The sequence below is a fragment of the Micromonospora sp. NPDC005194 genome (assembly GCF_040608335.1).
GTDB lineage: Bacteria > Actinomycetota > Actinomycetes > Mycobacteriales > Micromonosporaceae > Micromonospora.
In genome coordinates this window covers 41,934-61,211 of sequence record NZ_JBEXIA010000017.1, presented here as the reverse complement: position 1 = coordinate 61,211, position 19,278 = coordinate 41,934, and the positions used below count along the sequence as shown (strand labels likewise).

Annotated in this window: 19 protein-coding genes; 10 read left to right on the top strand and 9 right to left on the bottom strand. The window is 71.6% G+C overall.

Annotation, left to right across the window (positions count from 1 at the left end; genetic code table 11):
- Window positions 1-57: 57 nt before the first annotated feature.
- From ABZU53_RS16850 to ABZU53_RS16830, 5 genes are read right to left on the bottom strand one after another with little or no spacing between them, the layout of a single operon-like run.
- Window positions 58-1,179 (bottom strand): CaiB/BaiF CoA-transferase family protein, encoded by a 1,122-nt coding sequence (locus tag ABZU53_RS16850; protein ID WP_355066647.1) that lies wholly within the window; start codon window positions 1,177-1,179, stop codon window positions 58-60.
- Window positions 1,176-3,317 (bottom strand): 3-hydroxyacyl-CoA dehydrogenase NAD-binding domain-containing protein, encoded by a 2,142-nt coding sequence (locus ABZU53_RS16845; RefSeq protein ID WP_355066646.1) that lies wholly within the window; start codon window positions 3,315-3,317, stop codon window positions 1,176-1,178. Before ABZU53_RS16845 ends, ABZU53_RS16850 begins: the two co-directional genes overlap by 4 nt.
- Before the next feature lie 17 nt (window positions 3,318-3,334).
- Window positions 3,335-4,549, bottom strand: coding sequence for an acetyl-CoA C-acetyltransferase (locus ABZU53_RS16840; RefSeq protein WP_355066645.1), 1,215 nt, complete (start codon window positions 4,547-4,549; stop codon window positions 3,335-3,337).
- The gene (locus ABZU53_RS16835; protein WP_354855561.1) at window positions 4,539-5,699 is read right to left on the bottom strand and encodes an acyl-CoA dehydrogenase family protein; all 1,161 of its coding nucleotides are present in this window, start codon (window positions 5,697-5,699) and stop codon (window positions 4,539-4,541) included. Before ABZU53_RS16835 ends, ABZU53_RS16840 begins: the two co-directional genes overlap by 11 nt.
- A gap of 32 nt (window positions 5,700-5,731) precedes the next feature.
- Window positions 5,732-6,604, bottom strand: coding sequence for an alpha/beta fold hydrolase (locus ABZU53_RS16830; protein ID WP_355066644.1), 873 nt, complete (start codon window positions 6,602-6,604; stop codon window positions 5,732-5,734).
- Between the two features lie 60 nt (window positions 6,605-6,664).
- On the opposite strand from ABZU53_RS16830, the gene ABZU53_RS16825 reads away from it, so the two are divergent.
- Window positions 6,665-6,979 (top strand): hypothetical protein, encoded by a 315-nt coding sequence (locus tag ABZU53_RS16825; RefSeq protein ID WP_355066643.1) that lies wholly within the window; start codon window positions 6,665-6,667, stop codon window positions 6,977-6,979.
- Between the two features lie 51 nt (window positions 6,980-7,030).
- Here ABZU53_RS16825 and ABZU53_RS16820 read toward each other — a convergent pair whose 3' ends face one another.
- A complete protein-coding gene (locus ABZU53_RS16820; protein ID WP_354855564.1) occupies window positions 7,031-7,249 on the bottom strand; it encodes a hypothetical protein in 219 nt (72 codons plus the stop codon).
- Between the two features lie 113 nt (window positions 7,250-7,362).
- Between ABZU53_RS16820 and ABZU53_RS16815 the strand changes: the two genes are divergently transcribed.
- Window positions 7,363-7,620 (top strand): hypothetical protein, encoded by a 258-nt coding sequence (locus tag ABZU53_RS16815; RefSeq protein ID WP_355066642.1) that lies wholly within the window; start codon window positions 7,363-7,365, stop codon window positions 7,618-7,620.
- Window positions 7,621-7,698: 78 nt separating this feature from the next.
- Here ABZU53_RS16815 and ABZU53_RS16810 read toward each other — a convergent pair whose 3' ends face one another.
- Window positions 7,699-8,655, bottom strand: a complete 957-nt coding sequence (locus tag ABZU53_RS16810) for a YafY family protein (RefSeq protein ID WP_355066641.1) — start codon at window positions 8,653-8,655, stop codon at window positions 7,699-7,701.
- 120 nt (window positions 8,656-8,775) lie between these two features.
- Here ABZU53_RS16810 and ABZU53_RS16805 point away from each other — a divergent pair, with 120 nt between their 5' ends.
- A complete protein-coding gene (locus ABZU53_RS16805) occupies window positions 8,776-9,174 on the top strand; it encodes a VOC family protein (RefSeq protein WP_355066640.1) in 399 nt (132 codons plus the stop codon).
- Window positions 9,175-9,269: 95 nt separating this feature from the next.
- Window positions 9,270-9,902 carry a TetR/AcrR family transcriptional regulator gene (locus tag ABZU53_RS16800; RefSeq protein ID WP_355066639.1) on the top strand — a complete coding sequence of 211 codons (633 nt, stop codon included), beginning with the start codon at window positions 9,270-9,272 and terminating at the stop codon, window positions 9,900-9,902.
- Window positions 9,903-9,922: 20 nt separating this feature from the next.
- Here ABZU53_RS16800 and ABZU53_RS16795 read toward each other — a convergent pair whose 3' ends face one another.
- On the bottom strand, window positions 9,923-10,432 hold the full coding sequence (locus tag ABZU53_RS16795; protein ID WP_355066638.1) for a pyridoxamine 5'-phosphate oxidase family protein: 510 nt from the start codon (window positions 10,430-10,432) through the stop codon (window positions 9,923-9,925).
- Window positions 10,433-10,569: 137 nt separating this feature from the next.
- Here ABZU53_RS16795 and ABZU53_RS16790 point away from each other — a divergent pair, with 137 nt between their 5' ends.
- Window positions 10,570-12,048, top strand: a complete 1,479-nt coding sequence (locus tag ABZU53_RS16790) for an NAD(P)/FAD-dependent oxidoreductase (protein ID WP_355066637.1) — start codon at window positions 10,570-10,572, stop codon at window positions 12,046-12,048.
- A gap of 7 nt (window positions 12,049-12,055) precedes the next feature.
- Here the strand turns inward: ABZU53_RS16790 and ABZU53_RS16785 are convergent, their stop codons facing one another.
- Complete coding sequence (locus tag ABZU53_RS16785; protein WP_355066678.1) at window positions 12,056-12,877, bottom strand: zf-HC2 domain-containing protein; 822 nt, start codon at window positions 12,875-12,877, stop codon at window positions 12,056-12,058.
- Window positions 12,878-12,949: 72 nt separating this feature from the next.
- Between ABZU53_RS16785 and ABZU53_RS16780 the strand changes: the two genes are divergently transcribed.
- The 5 genes from ABZU53_RS16780 (at window position 12,950) to ABZU53_RS16760 (ending at window position 19,214) form a co-directional block, all read left to right on the top strand.
- Window positions 12,950-13,990, top strand: coding sequence for an SAM-dependent methyltransferase (locus ABZU53_RS16780; protein WP_355066636.1), 1,041 nt, complete (start codon window positions 12,950-12,952; stop codon window positions 13,988-13,990).
- Window positions 13,991-14,372: 382 nt separating this feature from the next.
- Window positions 14,373-14,462 carry a K(+)-transporting ATPase subunit F gene (gene kdpF, locus ABZU53_RS16775; protein WP_036390805.1) on the top strand — a complete coding sequence of 30 codons (90 nt, stop codon included), beginning with the start codon at window positions 14,373-14,375 and terminating at the stop codon, window positions 14,460-14,462.
- Window positions 14,462-16,117, top strand: coding sequence for a potassium-transporting ATPase subunit KdpA (kdpA, locus tag ABZU53_RS16770; protein ID WP_355066635.1), 1,656 nt, complete (start codon window positions 14,462-14,464; stop codon window positions 16,115-16,117). Before kdpF ends, kdpA begins: the two co-directional genes overlap by 1 nt.
- Window positions 16,118-16,137: 20 nt before the next feature.
- The gene (kdpB, locus tag ABZU53_RS16765; protein ID WP_355066634.1) at window positions 16,138-18,333 is read left to right on the top strand and encodes a potassium-transporting ATPase subunit KdpB; all 2,196 of its coding nucleotides are present in this window, start codon (window positions 16,138-16,140) and stop codon (window positions 18,331-18,333) included.
- Window positions 18,333-19,214, top strand: coding sequence for a potassium-transporting ATPase subunit C (locus tag ABZU53_RS16760; protein ID WP_355066633.1), 882 nt, complete (start codon window positions 18,333-18,335; stop codon window positions 19,212-19,214). The genes kdpB and ABZU53_RS16760 overlap by 1 nt, the downstream gene beginning before the upstream one ends.
- Window positions 19,215-19,278 lie beyond the last annotated feature (64 nt).

Here is a 19,278-nt window from a genome sequence, read left to right as displayed (position 1 = left end):
GGTGCACGACCGTATCAATGCGGCACCCGCACGGCTGCCCCGGAAGTCGGCTGTGGATCACTCCCAGGTGGACAGAATGTCCTCGACCGGCGCGCCGTCGCGCCCCGGATCGGGCGCCGGGGCGGGCGGGCCAGCCGGCGTACGGTCGAAGCGGGGTGCCGGCGCCGGTTGGATCTCGCCGTCGACTTCGACGAACGTCCCCCGGGCCGCGTTGTGCGGGTGCCGGTGCGCCTCATTCGGGGCCAGCACGGGGGCGACGCAGGCGTCCAGGTCGGCGAAGACCGCCGTCCACTCGTCCCGGGTCCGCTCGGCGAACCGTTCGGTGAACCGCCTCCGCAGCTCGTCCCAGCCGCTCGGGTCGTACTGGTCGGGCAGCTCCGCCTCGTCGGCCAGGCCGAGACCTGCCAGCAGTACGGCGTAGAAGGCCGGCTCCAGCGCGCCGACGGCCATGAAGCCGCCATCAGCGGTGGCGTACGTGTCGTAGAAGGGCGCTCCTCCGTCGAGCAGGTTCCGCCCGCGCGGGGCGGCCCACAGGCCGGTGCCGAGCAGCCCGTGCAGGAACGAGGTGAGCAGCGCCGATCCGTCCACCATGGCCGCGTCGACGACCTGGCCGACGCCGGAGCGTTCCCGCTCCAGCAGTGCGGCCAGCACGCCCACGGCCAGCAGCATGCCGCCGCCGGCGAAGTCACCGATCAGGTTCAGCGGCGCGTGTGGGCGTGCATCGGCTCGACCCAGGGGCTCCAGCGCCCCGGCGACCGCGATGTAGTCGATGTCGTGGCCGGCCCGAGCCGCCAGCGGGCCGTCCTGGCCCCAGCCGGTCATCCGCGCGTACACCAGCCGGGGGTTGCGGGCCTGGCAGACGTCCGGGCCGAAGCCGAGCCGCTCGGCGACCCCCGGCCGGTACGCCTCGACGAGCACGTCCGCCCGATCGATGAGGCGCAGCAGGTCGGCCACACCGGCCGGGGACTTCAGGTCCAGCGCGGTGATCCGCCGGCCGCGCTGCAACGGTCCACCGGTCGGCGCGGCGAGGCGCCCGTCTCCCGGGCCGCCCGGCCGGTCGACGCGTACCACGTCCGCCCCGAGGTCGGCGAGCACCATGCAGCCGAACGGGGCCGGCGCGAGGCTGGCCAGCTCGACCACCCGCACCCCGGCCAGCGGCCCGCCGCGCGCCGCCGTCACGCGACGCCAACCGGCTCAGCGAGCCGGTCCGCCAGGTCGACGGGAGGCGTGAACCGGTCGCCGTACCGTTCGGCCAGCTCGGCGGCGCGGGCCGCGAAACCGGCCGGGCCGCCCGCGTACTGCCGGACGTAGCGGATCACGCCGCCCGTCCAGGCGGGGAAGCCGATGCCGAAGATCGAGCCGATGTTGGCGTCGGTCTCGGTACGCAGCACCCCCTCGTCGAGGCAGCGCAGCGCGTCCAGCGCCTCGGCGAAGAGCATCCGTTCCTGGAGGTCGGTGAACGGCACCGCCTGGCCGGCGTCGGTGACCAGGTCGGCGAGGCCTGTCCACAATCGACCCCGGACGCCGTCGTCGTAGGAGTAGAAGCCGCGTCCGGCGGCGCGGCCCGGCCGGTCGTACGCGTCGACCAGCTCGTCGACGAGCCGGTGCGCGGGCAGCGGCAGGTACTCCTCGCTGGCCGCCTCGAACTGGCGGCGGATCCGCTGGATCAGGGTGAGGCTCACCTCGTCGGCCAGCGCGAGGGGCCCGGTCGGGTAGCCGGCCTGCAACGCGGCCTGTTCCACCGACGCGGCCGGTACGCCGTCGGCGACCATGCCGACCGCCTCGTCGATGAACCGGCCGATGACGCGGCTGGTGAAGAAGCCCCGGCCGTCGTTGACCACGATCGGGGTCTTGCCGATCCGCCGGCCCAGGTCGAACGCGCGGGCCAGGGCGGCGTCCCCGGTCCGTTCGCCCACCACGATTTCCAGCAGCGGCATCCGGTCCACCGGCGAGAAGAAGTGCATGCCGATGAAGTCGGCCGGCCGGTCCACGCCGGCGGCCAGCTGAGTGATCGGCAGGGTGGAGGTGTTGGAGGCGAGCAGCGCGCCCGGCGCGAGCACCGGCAGCACCTCGGCGAAGACGGCCTGCTTCAGGGCCGGGTCCTCGAAGACCGCCTCGATGACGGCGTCGCAGCCGGCGAGCGCGTCCACCTGGTCGGTGGTGGTGATCCGGTCCAGCACCGCGCGGGCGTCGGCTTCCGTGGCGCGGCCCTTGCGGACCCGGCGGGCCAGCAGTCGTTCGGCGTGCTCCCGGGCCCGCCCCGCGGCCTCCGGCGACACGTCCCGGACCACCACGTCGAGGCCGGCGCTGGCGCAGGCGTACGCGATGCCCGCGCCCATCATGCCGGCGCCGAGCACCGCCACCCGCCGCACCGGCGGGACGTCCACGGCCGGTCGGGCGGCGCCGCCGTTGACGGCCTTGAGGTCGAAGAAGAACGCGCCGATCATGTTCTTGGCGACCTGCCCGGTGAGCAGGCCGATCAGGTGCCGGGTCTCCACGGTGAACGCGGTGTCCAGGTCGACCTGTGCGCCCTCGACGGCGGTGGCCAGGATCGCCTCGGGCGCGGGCAGCCGGGCCCCCTTGAGCTGCTTGCGCAGGGTGGCCGGGAAGGCGGGCAGCTGCGCGGCCAGCGAACGGCTGGCCGGGGTGCCACCGGGCATCCGATAGTCCGGCCGGTCCCACGGCTGGGCCGGGTGCGGGTTGGCAGCGATCCAGGCCCGCGCGCGATCCAGCATCTCCGCCTCGGTGGCGACGACCTCGTCGACGATCCCGGCGGCCAGGGCGTCGGCCGGGCGCATCCGCCGGCCGGTGAGCAGCACCGTGGTCAGCGCCCCGGCCAGGCCGAGCATCCGCACCGTCCGGGTGACGCCGCCGGCCCCGGGCAGCAGACCCAGGGTCACCTCGGGCAGCCCGAGCCGCGAGTCGGGCGCGTCCAGCGCGATGCGGTGGTGGCAGGCGAGGGCGATCTCCAGGCCGCCGCCGAGCGCGGAGCCGTTGACCGCCGCGACGACCGGTCGGCCCAGCGTCTCCAGTCGGCGCAGGTCCCGCTTGATGGTGCCGAGCAGGTCCGCCAGCGCGGGCGCGTCGGCGCGGGTGGCACGGATCATCTCGGGCAGGTCGCCGCCGGCGAAGAACGTCGACTTCGCGCTGGTCACGATGACACCGGCGAGATCGTCCTCGGCCTCCAGCCGGTCCAGCACCGCGCTCATCGATGCCGCGTACGCCCGGTTCATGGTGTTGGCGGACTGGTCGGGGTCGTCCAGGGTGAGCGTGACGATGCCGTCGGCGCTGCGGTCGTACCGGATGGTGGTGGTCATTGGTCTTGTCCCCCGGGTCAGCAGCGCTCGAGAACGGTGGCGACGCCCATGCCGCCGCCGATGCAGAGGGTCACCACGGCGCGGCGCAGGTCGCGGCGCTCCAACTCGTCCAACGCTGTGCCGAGCAACATGGCTCCGGTGGCGCCCAGCGGGTGGCCGAGAGCGATCGCGCCGCCGTTGACGTTCACGCGGTCCGGGTCGAGGCCCAGGTCGCGGACGTACTTGAGGACCACGGCCGCGAACGCCTCGTTGATCTCGAACAGGTCGATGTCGTCGAGGGTCAGCCCGGCGACGGCGAGCGCCTTGTGGGTGGCCGGGATCGGGCCGGTCAGCATGAGCGTCGGGTCGGCGCCGGTGACGGCCGCGCCGACGATCCGGGCGCGCGGGGTGAGGCCGAGGTCCTGCCCGACCTGCTCCGAACCGATCAGCACCAGCGCCGCGCCGTCCACGATGCCGGACGAGTTACCGGCGTGGTGGACGTGCTCGATGGCCTCCAGCCAGTGGAACTTCTGCAACGCGACCGCGTCGAAGCCCGCGGCCGCACCCATGGTGGCGAAGGACGGGGTGAGCCGGGCCAGTGCCTCCCGGGTCGTCTCCGGGCGGGGGTGCTCGTCGACGGTGAGGATGTCCAGCCCGTTGCCGTCGCGGACCGGCACGACCGAGCGGGCGAAGTGCCCGCCGGCCCACGCCTTGGCGGCCCGCTCCTGTGACCGCAGCGCGTAGCCGTCCACGTCGTCGCGGGTGAAGCCCTCCAGGGTGGCGATCAGGTCGGCGCTGACGCCCTGCGGCACGAACGACGTGGCCAGCGCGGTCTGCGGGTCGGTGGCCCAGGCGGCGCCGTCGGAGCCCATCGGCACCCGGGACATCGACTCGACCCCGCCGGCGAGCAGCAGGTGCTCCCAGCCGGAGCGGATCCGGGCGGCGGCGGAGTTGACCGCCTCCAGCCCGGAGGCGCAGAACCGGTTGAGCTGCACCCCGCCCACCTCGTCGGGCAGCCCGGCCAGCAGCGCGGCGGCCCGCGCCAGGTCGCCGCCCTGCTCGCCGACGGGGGTGACGATGCCGAGCAGCAAGTCCTCCAACCGGCCCACGTCCAGGCCGGGGTTGCGCTCGCGCAGCGCGTCGATCAGGCCGACCACCAGCGAGATCGGCTTGACCCCGTGCAGCGCGCCGGTGTCCCGGCCGCGTCCGCGCGGGGTGCGGACCGCGTCATAGACGTACGCCTCAGAGGGCACGGGCGATCAACTCCTTCATGATCTCGTTGGTGCCGCCGTAGATCTTCTGGACGCGGGCGTCGGCGTACATCCGGGCGATCGGGTACTCCGTCGTGTAGCCGTAACCGCCGAACAGTTGCAGGCACCGGTCGATGACCTCGCACTGCCCGTCGGTGAGCCACGACTTCGCCATCGCGGCCGTGGCGACGTCCAGGTCGCCACGGGTGTGCCGGACGATGCAGTCGTCCAGGAAGACCCGGCTGACCCGGGTGCGGGTGGCGCACTCGGCGAGCACCATCCGGGTGTTCTGGTGCCCCATCAGGGTCTTGCCGAAGGCGGTGCGCTCCTTGGCGTACGCCACGGTCAGCTCGACCGCGCGTTCCATCGCGGCCACCGCGCCGACGCCGATGACCAGCCGTTCCTGCGGAAGTTGCTGCATGAGTTGGATGAAGCCCAGCCCCTCGGCACCGCCGAGCAGGTTGGCCGCCGGCACCCGGAACTCGTCGAAGAACAGCTCGGCGGTGTCGTTGGCGTGCAGCCCGATCTTGGACAGCAGCCGGCCCCGGCGGAAGCCCTCCGGGTCGCCGCCCACCTCGCACACCAGCAGCGAGACGCCGGCTGCCCGCTGCTCGGGGTCGGTCTTCACGGCCACCAGAATCAGGTCGGCCAGGCCGCCGTTGGTGATGAACGTCTTCGCGCCGGTGACCAGGTAGTCGTCGCCGTCGCGGACCGCCCGCGTGCGCATCGCCTGGAGGTCCGAGCCGCCGTCGGGCTCGGTCATCGCGATCGCGCCGACCAGCTCACCGCTGCACAGGCCGGGCAGCCACCGTCGCTTCTGCTCCTCGCTGCCGTACGCGACGAGATAGCCCGTGACGATGCCACTGTGGACGGCCAGCCCGAGGCTGCTCTCCCCGGTGTACGCCTGCTCGTGCAGCAGCACCGCCTCGTGGGTGAAGCCGCCGCCTCCGCCGCCGTACTCCTCGGGGACCGACAGGCCGAGCAACCCCAGCTCACCGGCACGCCGGTAGTGCTCGCGGTCCGGGTGCCCCTGGGCCAGCAGGCGGTCCGTGTGCGGCAGCACCTCCTTGGTGAAGAAGGTGCGGGCCAGGTCGGCGAGGTCGTCGTGCTCAGGTTCGCGCCAGGGCGAGGGGGAGCCATCGAGCGTCGGCATGTGCACCACCCTCGCGCGCTGTTGGCGGCATGTCAATAAGTCTGGATCAGCAGCCGGGCACAGGCTTCCGGGTCGTCCGCGAAGGGCAGATGTCCGCAGCCCGCCAGCGGCACGTGCCGGGCCGCCGGCAGCGCCGCGCGGGCCCGCCGGGCCTGACTGGGGTACGGCAACACGAGATCGCGCGTACCCCAGGCGACCGTCACGGGGATGTCGTCGAGCGCGCCGGCCGTCCCTCGACGGAGCTGCCATCCGGCGAACGCGGCGCGGGCCACCGCGAAGCCGGGCGCGTCAGCCAGTGCCGCCGCCGAGTCGACGCACTCGTCGGGGTCGAGGTGACCCGGGTGGCCGTAGAACAGGCCGCAGAACGCCACCCGCCCGGCCCGGCTCGCCAGCAGCCGGGGCAGTGCCGGCCGCAGCCCGCCAGCCGCCGACCGGGCCCCGCCGACCGCCAGTTGACACCAGCGTCGCCCGACCGGCCCCCAGAACCCGATGGGCGAGAACGCGGTCACCGAGTGGGCCAGCCCGCGTCGCCCCAACTCCAACGCGATGCCGCCACCGAGCGAGTTGCCGGCAACGGCGGGCCGGCGCACGCCCAGCGCGTCCAGGAACGCGGCGACCCGATCGGCCAGGTGCTCCACCGACCCGGGGGCCGCCTGCGCCAGCGGCTCGGGTGGCGTCGGCGGCTTCGGCGGCTTTGATGGCTCCGACGGCTTCGGTGGCTCGGGCCACGGTGGTGAGGCGCCGAAGCCGGGCAGGTCCAGCGCGATCACGTCGCGGTGTCGGGCCACCTCGTCGAGCACCGGTTCCCACACCTGCCACCGACTACCGATGCCGTGGATGAGCACCAGCGGCGGTCCATCACCATGCCGCGAGTGAGCGAGCCAGTCCGGGTCCCCACGGTGCATCCACCCACCCTCACACGCCGGGCTCACATTCAACTCCTGCCGATGGGCGAGGATCGTGCCATGAGTGCCACACCGCCGGCTCTGCTCGACGGAGCCCGGGTCACGATGTTCGCCAATCTGGGACGAGAGCAGTCGCCGACCGGTGCGACGCGCCACTCCGTCGGCAACTTTGCTGACGTGGTTGTACGCCTCGCGATCGCCGGCTACGACGGCGATACCGACCGCTACCTCTTCTACTGCAACCGGAAGTGGGAGGTTGTGGCAGACACGTGTCATCCGACGGAGAGGGAGGCCGTCGCCCAGGCGGAGTTCGAGTTCCGGGGCGTGACGTTTCTGCGAGTGCCGCCGAGCGAACCTGGTGACCCGACGGCGTGAGGCGGCCGTCCCGAGCAGATCCGCGGGTGCGTGAAGGTGGCGCCGCGTGACCTACTCCGGCTCGTCGCCATCGGTAGGGCGCGGTGGGCGGTGCTCGGCGATCCACGCCTCCACGTCGGCGCGCAGCCAGACCGTGGTGCCATGCAGCCGTTGAAACGGCGCGGGGAAGGTCGGATAGCGGATGAGCTGACGCATCCGGGTCCGGCTCACGCCGCCGAGCAACTCCTGTAGCTCGTGCGGGCCGACCAGCGGACCCGGGACCTCACCCATCACTCGACGGTAGGGCGATCAGGAATGCCGAATTGCGTCTACCTACTTGCGCAGCCCGTTCGAGTGGGCGAGGGTAGAGCCACGACAAGAAAGATGACGAGAGGGGCCGGCCGATGGATCAGGCGACGGAGTTGGCATGGCTTCGGGAGCGGGTCGGGGGATTGGAGACGGCGCTGCACTGCGCACGGAGAGAGTTGTTCGATCTCCGTTGTCGGCTGACGTTGATCGGCCGGGTCGTCCAGGACATCGACCGGGTGCAGCGAGCCCCGGGCGTCGCAGTGGGTGCGATCAACGCAGCCCTGTACTCCGAGACGTCCAACCTGCGGCATCTCGGCCGGCACCTGATCCGGCGTCAGCGCGGAATTCAGTGATCAGTTGATGCTCAGCAGCTCAGGAACGGCGCTGATAACTGGTGAGCATCAAGTGATCAAGGTGAGGGTGGCGGCTTGCTAGTTGCGGGCCGACTCACGTCGTGCCGAGGCCGCCAGCCGCTCGGCGAGTGCGACGACGCGGTCGCGGAGCTCGTCCGGGCGTTCGATGACGAACGGCAGGTCGAGCGCGGCGAGCACGCCGGGCAACCAGTCGAGGCTCTCTGCCCGGATCCCCACGTCCTGCCAGCCTTCGTCCGCACCCTCTCGCACCTCGGCGATGCTGGCCGGTAGTCGTCTGCGGATCTGCTCGACTGTTCCTTGTATCCGCAGCGACACCGCATGCTGGTACGGCGCTTGTGCCATCGAGGTGAGAAGGCGCCCGGCCGGATCGTTTCCGGCGGGCGGCTCGAACGAGCCCGGCAGCGGTCTCGCGTCCGCGATGCGGTCGAGTCGAAGGGTGCGGTCCTCGCCGATCTCCGGATCGACCCCGGTGACATACCACCGGCCGGCATGGTTGACCAGCCCGAACGGATGCAGCACGCGGACGCTACGCCTGCCGTCGCCCGAGGTGTAGTGCAGCGAGATCGGCCGGTGATGGCGGACCGCCTCGGCGACGGCGAGTAGTACCTCGGTCTGCGGTGCAGGGAAGTCACCGGGTTCGGCGGTGAAGGCAAGGGACTGGAGTGCGGCGTCCAGCCGGTCCGCGGTCCGCGACGGTAGGACGCGGCGGATCTTCGCGGCGGCTGTTTCGCCCGCCGCGCCTGTTGCCGTCGCCAACCCGGCACGGCGGCCGGCGATCAGGCCGAGTAGGACGGCCAAGGCTTCGTCGTCGCTGAGCATCAGCGGCGGCAGTCGATAGCCGGCGGCGAGCCGATACCCGCCGTAGCGACCGCGCACCGACTCCACCGGCAGGTCCAGGTCGACCAGATGACTCACGTAGCGCCGCACCGTGCGCGGTTCGACACCAAGGCGCTCGGCAAGCTCGGCCATCGTCCGGACGCCGCCGGACTGCAGGAGCTCCAGCAGTGCGAGCACCTGGGCTGTCGGTCGTGCCACGGTCCGAACTTTATCAAAATACTGGACCAAATCTGTCCAGTATTTGCCCTAGCGTGATCTCCACAGACCGGTACCGACCGTACTGAGCAGGGAGAAGACATGGACTTCGTCTCCATCCGCATCATCACCGACGAGATCAACCGCCTGGTCGGCTTCTACGAGAAGATCACCGGCGTGCAGGCGGCCTGGGGCAACGAGGACTTCGCCGAGTTGCGCACCGCCCACGGCACGCTGGCGATCGGCAGCACCCGCACGGTCCCACTGTTCGCGCCAGGCTCCGCCCGCCCGGCCGACAACCACAGCGTCATCATCGAGTTCCTCGTGGAAGACGTGGACGCGCTCTACGAGAGACTGAAAAGCGTGGTGGAGGACTTCGTGAACGAGCCCACGACCATGCCCTGGGGTAACCGAGCCCTGCTCTTCCGCGACCCCGACGGCAACCTGGTTAACTTCTTCACTCCGGTGACCCCCGAGGCGATCGAGAGGTTCCGCCGTTGATCGGTCGGCGCGGCCTCGAGGCCGGCGGCTCCGACAAGACATGGGGGACGTCGATGCCGAAGCTGGCGGCGTGAGCTGCCGATAGGGTCGGGCAGATGAGTGTCGAGACGGCTCCGCGCCGCCGCAGGTTGGAGCCGGACGCCCGGCGCGGGCAGATCCTGGCCTGCGCGGTCCGGCTGTTCGGCGAGCGGCCGTACGCGGACGTGTCGACCACCGACGTCGCCCGGGAGGCGGGTGTCGCCCGGGGCCTGGTCAACCACTACTTCGGCACCAAGAAGGACCTTTACCTGGAGGTCGTCCGGGTCATGGTGACCATCCCCGAGGTTGCCCTGGAACGACTGCCCAAGGGTGACCTGCGGACCCGGGTGGATGCCAGCGTCGCGTGGTTCCTCGACGTGGTGTCGCGGCACAGCACCTCGTGGCTGGCGGCGGTCACCGCCCGGGGGATGGGCGGCGACGCCGACGTGGAACGGGTGCTCGCCGAGGCCGAGGAGGTCGCCGCCGACCGGATGCTCGTCGCCGTCGGGCTGGCCGAGGAGGCCGAGGACCACGAGGAGTTGCGGGGGATGGTCCGGGCGTACTGCGGGCTGGCGACGTCCACCGCCCGGGAGTGGCTCCAGCGCGGGGCGTTGACCCGGCCGCAGGTCCACCTGCTGCTCACCACCACCCTGCTGACCATCGTCGAACAGGTCGTCCCACAGGTCATCGCGGCCAGCGACCCGTCCTGACCGCAGCCGGCGAAGGCTTTTCAGCGACGCCAGAACTGGCGGGGCGCGAACCCGTCCCGTCGCAGCCAGTGCTCGGTATAGACGATCCGTTCCGCCTCGATGACCACGAGGGTGTCCTCGGGCGGCTCGGACAGCGGTCGCCCCCGCTCGGCGTGCTCGTTCTCCCAGCGGAACGCCGACCAGTAGTGCGCACGGTCCGGATCCTCCGGGCCGAGCACCCTGGCCGTTCCGAACAGTTGAGCTCCGCGGCTGCTGGCCAGCCCGACGAGCGGCGCGAAGATGCCGACGGACACGCGCGGGTCGGCAGCGATGTTGCGCATCTTCGGCGAACGCGGCGCGGCGGTGAAGAGCACCGCGAAGCCGAGCGGGTAGTACCGCACCGGCGTGGCCAGCGGCCCGTCCGGACCCGTGGTGGCGAGCACGCACATGTTCTGCGACGACAGTAGGTTGTGAATGCGCTCTTCAAGTCGTTCACGGTCGAGCCGCTTCGCCGGCGTGGGTCCAGCCAGCCACGGATTCGTCAACGGCATGAAACCCTCGCGACCATGGCGAGCACCCGACCCACGTGGCCCCGCCGGGCGGCCACAGGATCGGCGGGGTGCGCTCGCATCGTTGGCGAGCCGCCAACAAGCTGTTACGGTCGGCCGCACCGCCGAGGGAGCCCGCCATGACCGAAAGCGCAGCGACCGCCCGACGTCCCGGTCGGGTGCGGGTGGCGATCATCGGCTCCGGGTTCGGCGGGGTGGCGGTGGCCGCCGCGCTGCGCCGCACCGGCGACGCGGATGTGGTGCTGCTGGAGCGGGCCGACCGGATCGGCGGCGTCTGGCGCGACAACACCTACCCGGGCTGCGCCTGCGACATCCCGGCGCCGCTCTACTCGTACTCCTTCGCGCTGAACCCGGACTGGTCGCGGCGCTTCCCGCCGCACTCGGAGATCCTGGATTACCTGCACCGCTGCGTGACCGAGCTGGGGCTTACCGACAGCGTGCGGTTGCGTACCGAGGTCACCGACGCGTCGTGGGACGAGGCCGGCGCGTGCTGGCGGCTGCGTACCGCCGATGGCGCCGAACTGACGGCGGACGTACTGGTCCCGGCGGTCGGGCAGCTCTCGCGGCCGGTGGTGCCGACGCTCCCGGGCGCGCAGCGGTTCGCCGGGCCGGCGATGCACACGGCCCGGTGGGACCCGACGGTACGACTGGACGGCGCCCGGGTGGCGGTGATCGGCACCGGCGCCAGCGCGGTGCAGTTGGTGCCGGCCATCGCGGGCCGGGCGGCCCGGGTCACCGTCTTTCAGCGCACTCCGCCCTGGACGCTGCCCAAGCCGGACCGCCGGCACGGGCGGCTGGGCCGGGCGCTCTACCGGCGGGTGCCGGCGCTGATGCGGGTGCCCCGGGCGGCGTTCTGGTCGGTCACCGTGCTCACCGGGCTGGCGGTGACCGGCAACCGGGTCGCCGCGGCGGTGCTGCGGGGTGTCTCGCGGGCGCAGCGGTGGTGGCAGGTACGCGACCCGCAGCTGCGCGCCCGCGTCACGCCGGTCGAGCCGATGGGCTGCAAGCGGGTGTTGTTCACCAACGACTGGCTGCCCGCCCTCGGTCGGGACGACGTCGAGCTGGTCACCGAGGCGATCGTCGAGGTGACCGAGGACGGCATCCGCACCGCCGACGGCCGGGTCCACCCCTGCGACGTGCTGGTCTACGGCACCGGCTTCGCGGCCACCGACTTCCTGGTGCCGATCCGGGTCACCGGACGCGCCGGCCGTCAGCTCGGCGAGGAGTGGCGCGACGGCGCGTACGCGTACCTCGGGATGGCCGTGCCCGGCTTTCCCAACCTCTTCCTCATGTACGGCCCGAACACGAACACCGGCAACACGTCGGTGATCTACTTCCATGAGGCGCAGGCCCGGCACATCGCGCAGGCGGTCAGCCTGCTCGCCGCCGGTGGCGAACCTCTGGAGGTACGCCCCGAGGTGGCCGCCGACTACGACGCGGAGCTGCAACGCCGGCTCGCCGCAAGCGTGTGGACCGCCTGCCGGAGCTGGTACCGCACGGCCACCGGCCGGATCGTCACCAACTGGCCGGGGATGGCCGCCGAGTACCGCCGCCGTACCGCCCGGCTGGATCCGGCCGACTACGGCCGCGTGACGTGATCGATGCTCAGGCGGCGCGGCGGCCGGTCTGCGCGGCCGGGGCGGCGTAGCGGTCGGCGGCCTGCGCGGGGTACGCCCCGGAGTGCACCACCCGCAGTGGCCGTTCGGTCTCGTCCGCGCCGAACCTCCAGCGCGACGGCGTCGGCTGACGCTGTGGCGCGGGTCCGCCGGGGCGCAGCCCGGGCCGGGACAGCAGGGCGGTGATCAGGTAGCCGACCACCAGGAACCCGTGGCTGACCAGGCGTTCCCCCTCCACCGAGCCGGTGGCGAGGTCGTTGACCGAGAGCAGCAGGAGCGTGCCGACGAACGCGCTGAGCATCGGCAGGAGACCCGCCGGAGGGCTGCGGCGTACCGCCACGAAGAGGAAGCCGGCCCCGACCGCCACGTTCCAGGCGGCCGACTCGTGCCACAGGTGCTGGCCGGCGGCGTGCACGTGGTCCGCGCTCGCTCCCCGGCCCACCTGGGCCAGGCCGAGCACGAGCTGGACCGCGCCGAGCAGCCCGAGCGCCGCGCGCAGCCCGACGACCAACCCGGCGCGGCCGGGCAGGCGGGGTCGCCAGCGCGACCGGCCAGCCGGCGTGTCACCGGCGTCGGCAACCGCGTCGCCAGCGGCGCTGCCACCGACGGCGGCCAGGATCGCGTCGGTCCGGTCGGGCACCTCGGTGACCAATCGGGTACGAACGCGGCGCGTCACCGCGACCGCCGCCGCGAACCAGGCCCGGCACTGGGCGCACTCGTCCAGGTGCCCCTGCGCCGCCGCCCCTTCGGCGGCGGTCTCCTCCCCGTCCAACTGCGCGGACAGGACCTCCCGCCACTGCTCACACCCCATGTGTGGGTAGTCGGTCCGCAGGCCGCTCCGGTTCCCGGCGACCGTCACGCGTTGTGGAATACTCGCCGGATCATGACGCGCTACGGCCTGCTGATCCTGCCCGCCACCAACCGGGTGTACGCCCGCTCCGCCATCGACCTCACCCGGGCCGAGCTGGAGATCTTCGGCCGGTCGGCGCTCGACGGCCGGATCGGCGAGCTGGACACGGAGGTCGTCGGCGGGGCGACCTACGTCACGTTCAGCGGTGACGGGCTGACCGAACGGGACCTGGCCGTCCTGGGCAACCTCTCCGCCGGGTACGCGCTGTTCGAGATCGTCGGCGACCTGCTGCGCCCGGTCGAGTGGAGCCGGCTGGACCGCTACGACGACGATCTGCTCACCATCCAGAAGTACCCCGGCAAGACCAACGAGCAGTTCACCAAGCTGCTGCTCAACGTCACCCTGCTCGCGTCGGACTGGGCCGGCGAGCTGACCAGCCGCCGGTTCCGGGTGCTCGACCCGCTCTGCGGTCGCGGCACCACCCTCAACCAGGCGCTGATGTACGGCTTCGACGCCGCCGGGATCGAGCGCGACCAGAAGGACGTCGAGGCGTACCGCGCGTTCGTCACGACCTGGCTGAAGCAGAAGCGGGTCAAGCACCGGGTGCTGGAGTCGGGGCCGGTGCGGCGGGAGCGCAAGGTGGTCGGCCGGCGGGTGCGCATCGAGTTGGCGCCGACCCGCGAGGAGCACAAGGCGGGCCGTACGCAGTTGCTCGACGTCGTCAACGCCGACACCACCCGCGCGGGGGAGTTCTTCCGACCGGAGACCGTCGACCTGGTGGTCGCCGACGCGCCGTACGGCGTGCAGCACGGCAGCCGTACCGCCGATCAGGGTCTGACGCGTGACCCGCTGGCGCTGCTCGCGGACGCCGCGCCGGTCTGGGCCCGGCTGCTGCGCCCCGGCGGGGCGCTGGGCATCTCGTGGAACACCCACGTCGCCAGCCGCGACGACGCGGCGGCGGCCCTGGCCGACGCCGGTCTGACCGTTGTCGACGCGGAGCCCTACCGCGCGCTGCGGCACCGGGTGGACCAGTCGATCATGCGCGACGTGCTGGTGGCCCGCCGCCCGGCCTGACTGGCGCCCATCCCCTTCGGGCCCTTTGCTCTGCTTCAACCGGCGCAACAGTGTCGGTGCCTCGCTGTCGCCTCCGTTGAAGCAGAGCAAAGGGTGGACAGCCACCCCTCGTCTCCCCGGCTGACGCGCCTCTGTGCCGCATTTCACCTGTTCATGGGCAGGTGTGAAAACCGCGTCAAGAAAAGGTTCGCCGCCGTCATGGTCGCGTTATGACCCCTGCCGTCCGGCGGGTGGTGGGGCTTTGATTGCCCGGCGCGACCGGAAGGCGGTCGCGACGAACCTTTCCGGTTAGAGGAGTCAGCGTGTCTGACGTGGTGTTCGTGGTCCTCACGGTGGCGCTGTTCGCAGTGCTCGCCCTGGTGGTCCGGGCGGTGGAGAAGCTGTGAACGCCGTCAACGCCGTTGGTCTGGTGCTCGCGATCGTCCTGGGCGCGTTCCTGGTGTTCGCCCTGCTGTTTCCGGAGCGCTTCTGATGACCATGACAACAGCGGGCGTCATCTTCGTGCTGACGCTGGTGGCGGCCCTGGTCGCCGTCTACAAGCCGTTCGGTGACTACATGTTCCGGGCGGTCTCCGGGACGAAGCAGTCGCGAATCGAGCGGGGGATCTACCGCCTGGTCGGGGTCAACCCGGCCGCCGAGCAGACCTGGGGCGTGTACGCCCGCAGCGTGCTCGCGTTCTCCGCGGTCTCGATCCTGTTCCTGTACCTGTTCCAGCGGGTGCAGAACCACCTGTGGCTGTCGCTGGGCTTCGACCCGGTGGTGCCGCACGGCGCGTGGAACACGGCCGTGTCGTTCGTGACCAACACCAACTGGCAGTCGTACTCGGGTGAGTCGACGATGGGCCACCTGGTGCAGATGGCCGGTCTCGCCGTGCAGAACTTCGCCTCGGCGGCGGTCGGCATCGCGGTGGCGGTCGCGCTGGTACGCGGCTTCGCCCGCAGCCGCACCGGGCAACTCGGCAACTTCTGGGTCGACCTGACGCGGATCGTGCTGCGCATCCTGGTGCCGATCGCGGTCCTCGGGGCCATCGTATTGATGATCGGCGGGGTGGTGCAGAACCTCTCCGGCGGCACCGACGTGAGCACGCTGACCGGCGGCACCCAGACCATCACCGGAGGCCCGGTCGCGAGCCAGGAAGTGATCAAGGAGCTGGGCACCAACGGTGGCGGCTTCTACAACGTCAACAGCGCCCACCCGTTCGAGAACCCCACGACCTGGACGAACTGGTTGCAGATCTTCCTGATCCTGCTGATCCCGTTCAGCCTGCCCCGGGTGTTCGGCCGGATGGTCGGGCAGAACCGGCAGGGTTACGCCATCGCCGCGGTGATGGGCATCCTCGCGTTCCTCAGCGTCGCCATCACCAACATCTTCGAGCTGGCCGGCCATGGCACGGTCCCGCAGGCGGTCGGTGCGGCGATGGAGGGCAAGGAGGTGCGGTTCGACGTGTCGAACTCGGCCACCTTCGCCGCCGCCACCACGCTCACCTCGACCGGAGCGGTCAACTCGTTCCACGACTCGTTCACCTCGCTCGGCGGCATGATGACGATGGTCAACATGATGCTTGGCGAGGTCGCGCCCGGCGGCACCGGTTCGGGCCTCTACGGCCTGCTGATCCTCGCGGTGATCACGGTGTTCATCGCCGGCCTGATGGTCGGCCGCACCCCCGAGTACCTGGGCAAGAAGATCGGGTCGCGGGAGATCAAGTTCGCCTCGCTGTACTTCCTGATCACGCCGATCCTGGTGCTGGTCGGCACGGCGGCGGCGTTCGCCACCGGCAACAACTCGACGGCGCTCAACGTCGGCCCGCACGGCCTCTCCGAGGTGCTGTACGCGTTCACCTCGGCCAGCAACAACAACGGTTCCGCCTTCGCCGGCATCACGGTGAACACCACCTGGTGGGACACCGCGTTGGGGCTGTGCATGCTGCTGGGCCGGTTCCTGCCGCTCATCTTCGTGCTCGCGCTGGCCGGCTCGCTGGCCCGCCAGGCACCCACCCCCGCGTCCGAGGGCACCCTGCCGACCCATCGACCGCTGTTCATCGGCATGGTCGTCGGCGTCACGGTGGTTCTCGTCGCGCTGACCTTCCTGCCCGCGCTCGCGCTCGGCCCGCTGGCAGAAGGGCTCTGACCATCATGAGGAACGAGGACATGTCCGTCACGTCCGCCCCGACAGAGCAACTGCCAGGCACCCCGGCAACGCAGGGCAACCGGGTCGGCGGGGGCCTGCTCGACCCCCAGCAACTCATCCGGTCCCTGCCGGACGCCGTACGCAAGCTCAACCCGACCACCCTGTGGCGCAACCCGGTGATGCTGATCGTGGAGATCGGCGCGGCCTTCACCACCGTCCTGGCGGTGACCGACCCGTCGGTGTTCGCCTGGGCGATCACCATCTGGCTCTGGCTGACCGTGATCTTCGCCAACCTGGCCGAGGCGGTCGCCGAGGGCCGGGGCAAGGCCCAGGCCGCCGCGTTGCGACAGGCCAAGCAGGACACCATCGCCAACCGGCTGGTCGACTGGAAGCCGGGCGCGCGGGCCAACACCTACCGCGACGAGGCGGTGCCCGCGCCGCAGCTGCGCCAGGGCGACATCGTGCTGGTCGAGGCGGGCGGCATCATTCCCGGCGACGGCGACATCGTGGAGGGCATCGCGAGCGTCGACGAGTCGGCCATCACCGGCGAGTCGGCCCCGGTCATCCGGGAGTCCGGCGGGGACCGCAGCGCGGTCACCGGTGGCACGAAGGTGCTCTCCGACCGGATCATCGTGAAGATCACCCAGAAGCCGGGGGAGAGCTTCATCGACCGGATGATCGCCCTGGTCGAGGGCGCCAACCGGCAGAAGACGCCGAACGAGATCGCGCTGAACATCCTGCTCGCCGCGCTCACGATCATCTTCCTGCTGGCCGTGGTCACCCTTCAGCCGCTGGCGATCTTCTCCAAGGCGTACCAGGCGGCCGCGCCGGACAGCGGGGCGATCACCGGTTCCGGTGTCACCGGTGTCGTGCTGGTCTCGCTGCTGGTCTGCCTGATCCCCACCACCATCGGCGCGCTGCTGTCGGCCATCGGCATCGCCGGTATGGACCGGCTGGTGCAGCGCAACGTGCTGGCCATGAGCGGCCGGGCCGTCGAGGCGGCCGGCGACGTCAACACCCTGCTGCTGGACAAGACCGGCACCATCACGCTGGGCAACCGGCAGGCCGCCGAGTTCGTCCCGGTCGAGGGGGTCGACGCGGCGTCCCTGGCCGACGCCGCGCAACTGTCCAGCCTGGCCGACGAGACCCCGGAGGGGCGCTCGGTCGTCGTCCTGGCGAAGAACGAGTTCGGGCTGCGCGAGCGCGAGCCGGGCGTGATGCCGCACGCCACGTTCGTGCCGTTCACCGCGCAGACCCGGATGAGCGGCGTCGACCTGACCCCGGACGCCAGCGTCGACGGCGGCGCGTCGGGCACGGCCCGCCGGGTCCGCAAGGGCGCCGCCGCCGCGGTCATGAAGTGGGTACGGGAGAACGGCGGCCACCCGACCGAGCAGGTCGGCGAGATCGTGGACGGAATCAGCAGCACCGGCGGTACGCCGCTGGTCGTCGCCGAGCACGTCGACGGTGAGCCGGCCCGCGCCCTGGGCGTCATCCACCTCAAGGACGTCGTCAAGTCCGGCATGCGGGAGCGGTTCGACGAGATGCGCCGGATGGGCATCCGTACCGTGATGATCACCGGCGACAACCCGCGTACCGCGAAGGCCATCGCCGACGAGGCCGGGGTGGACGACTTCCTGGCCGAGGCGACGCCGGAGGACAAGCTCGCGTTGATCAAGCGGGAGCAGGAGGGTGGCCGGCTGGTCGCGATGACCGGTGACGGCACCAACGACGCGCCGGCGCTCGCGCAGGCCGACGTCGGGGTGGCCATGAACACCGGCACGTCGGCCGCCAAGGAGGCCGGCAACATGGTCGACCTCGACTCCGACCCGACCAAGCTGATCGAGATCGTGGAGATCGGCAAGCAGTTGCTGATCACGCGTGGGGCGCTGACCACGTTCAGCATCTCCAACGACATCGCGAAGTACTTCGCGATCATCCCGGCCATGTTCGCCGGCCTCTACCCGAGCCTGGACGCCCTGAACATCATGCGGCTGGCCAGCCCGGAGTCGGCGATCCTGTCCGCGGTCATCTTCAACGCCCTGGTGATCATCGCGCTGATCCCGCTCGCCCTGCGCGGCGTGCGGTACCGGCCGGCCGCCGCGTCGAAGCTGCTCAGCCGCAACCTGCTGGTGTACGGGCTGGGCGGCATCATCGTGCCGTTCATCGGGATCAAGCTCATCGACCTGCTCATCCAGTTCATTCCGGGGATTTCGTGATGCGCCTACCCACCTGGCTCGCCCAACACCTCGCCGCCCTGCGTGCCCTGCTCGTCTTCACGGTGCTGCTCGGGCTGGTCTACCCGCTGGCCCTGGTCGCGCTCGGTCAGCTGCCCGGCCTCAACCACAAGGCCGACGGCTCGCTGATCACCGTGGGCGGCAACACCGTCGGCAGCTCGCTGATCGGCCAGTCCTTCACCGACGCGGACGGCAACCCCGTCCCGCGCTACTTCCAGTCTCGCCCGTCGGCCGCCGGTGACGGCTACGACCCGACGTCCACCTCGGCCAGCAACCTCGGCCCGGAGAGCGTGGTCGACACCGTGGCCACCGACCCGGAGGAGTCCAGCGAGAGCCTGCTTACCCAGGTCTGCGGGCGCAGCAAGGCCGTCGGCGAGCTGAACGGCGTCGACGGCCGCCGCCCCTACTGCACCGACGACGGGGTGGGCGCGGTGCTCGCGGTGTTCCGTGCCGACGGTCTGACCGGCCCGGTCACCCGGGTGGTAAGCGTCAACCAGGTCGCCCCGGCCACACCGTTCGTCACCTCGTACCAGGGGGTGACAGTGGAGCTGGCCCAGCCCGGCGAGGACTACATCGCGATCGGCGGGGTCATCACCCCGATCCGGGGCGACGCGCCGGCCGACCCGGCGGTGCCCGCCGACGCGGTCACCGCCAGCGGCAGCGGCCTCGACCCGCAGATGAGTCCCGCGTACGCCGAGCTGCAGGTGAACCGGGTCGCGCGGGAGCGCGGCGCGGACCCGGCGGCGGTCCGCAAGCTGGTCGAGGAGCACACCGACGGGCGTGGGCTCGGGTTCATGGGTGAGCCCGGAGTCAACGTGCTGGAGCTCAACATCGCCCTCGACCGGCAGTTCGCCGCGCGCTGAGCACCCCCGCGGGCGGGGCCGTGCCGACCGGGCACGGCCCCGCCCGCGACTTTGACCAGGGAGG

Excerpts from the sequence above, each read along its gene's own strand:
- ABZU53_RS16845 (WP_355066646.1), bottom strand. The coding sequence starts at position 3,317 with ATGACCACCACCATCCGGTACGACCGCAGCGCCGACGGCATCGTCACG.
- ABZU53_RS16835 (WP_354855561.1), bottom strand. The coding sequence starts at position 5,699 with ATGCCGACGCTCGATGGCTCCCCCTCGCCCTGGCGCGAACCTGAGCAC.
- ABZU53_RS16830 (WP_355066644.1), bottom strand. The coding sequence starts at position 6,604 with ATGCACCGTGGGGACCCGGACTGGCTCGCTCACTCGCGGCATGGTGAT.
- ABZU53_RS16825 (WP_355066643.1), top strand. The coding sequence starts at position 6,665 with ATGAGTGCCACACCGCCGGCTCTGCTCGACGGAGCCCGGGTCACGATG.
- ABZU53_RS16820 (WP_354855564.1), bottom strand. The coding sequence starts at position 7,249 with ATGGGTGAGGTCCCGGGTCCGCTGGTCGGCCCGCACGAGCTACAGGAG.
- ABZU53_RS16815 (WP_355066642.1), top strand. The coding sequence starts at position 7,363 with ATGGATCAGGCGACGGAGTTGGCATGGCTTCGGGAGCGGGTCGGGGGA.
- ABZU53_RS16805 (WP_355066640.1), top strand. The coding sequence starts at position 8,776 with ATGGACTTCGTCTCCATCCGCATCATCACCGACGAGATCAACCGCCTG.
- ABZU53_RS16800 (WP_355066639.1), top strand. The coding sequence starts at position 9,270 with ATGAGTGTCGAGACGGCTCCGCGCCGCCGCAGGTTGGAGCCGGACGCC.
- ABZU53_RS16795 (WP_355066638.1), bottom strand. The coding sequence starts at position 10,432 with ATGCCGTTGACGAATCCGTGGCTGGCTGGACCCACGCCGGCGAAGCGG.
- ABZU53_RS16790 (WP_355066637.1), top strand. The coding sequence starts at position 10,570 with ATGACCGAAAGCGCAGCGACCGCCCGACGTCCCGGTCGGGTGCGGGTG.
- ABZU53_RS16785 (WP_355066678.1), bottom strand. The coding sequence starts at position 12,877 with ATGGGGTGTGAGCAGTGGCGGGAGGTCCTGTCCGCGCAGTTGGACGGG.
- ABZU53_RS16780 (WP_355066636.1), top strand. The coding sequence starts at position 12,950 with ATGACGCGCTACGGCCTGCTGATCCTGCCCGCCACCAACCGGGTGTAC.
- kdpA (WP_355066635.1), top strand. The coding sequence starts at position 14,462 with ATGACCATGACAACAGCGGGCGTCATCTTCGTGCTGACGCTGGTGGCG.
- kdpB (WP_355066634.1), top strand. The coding sequence starts at position 16,138 with ATGTCCGTCACGTCCGCCCCGACAGAGCAACTGCCAGGCACCCCGGCA.
- ABZU53_RS16760 (WP_355066633.1), top strand. The coding sequence starts at position 18,333 with ATGCGCCTACCCACCTGGCTCGCCCAACACCTCGCCGCCCTGCGTGCC.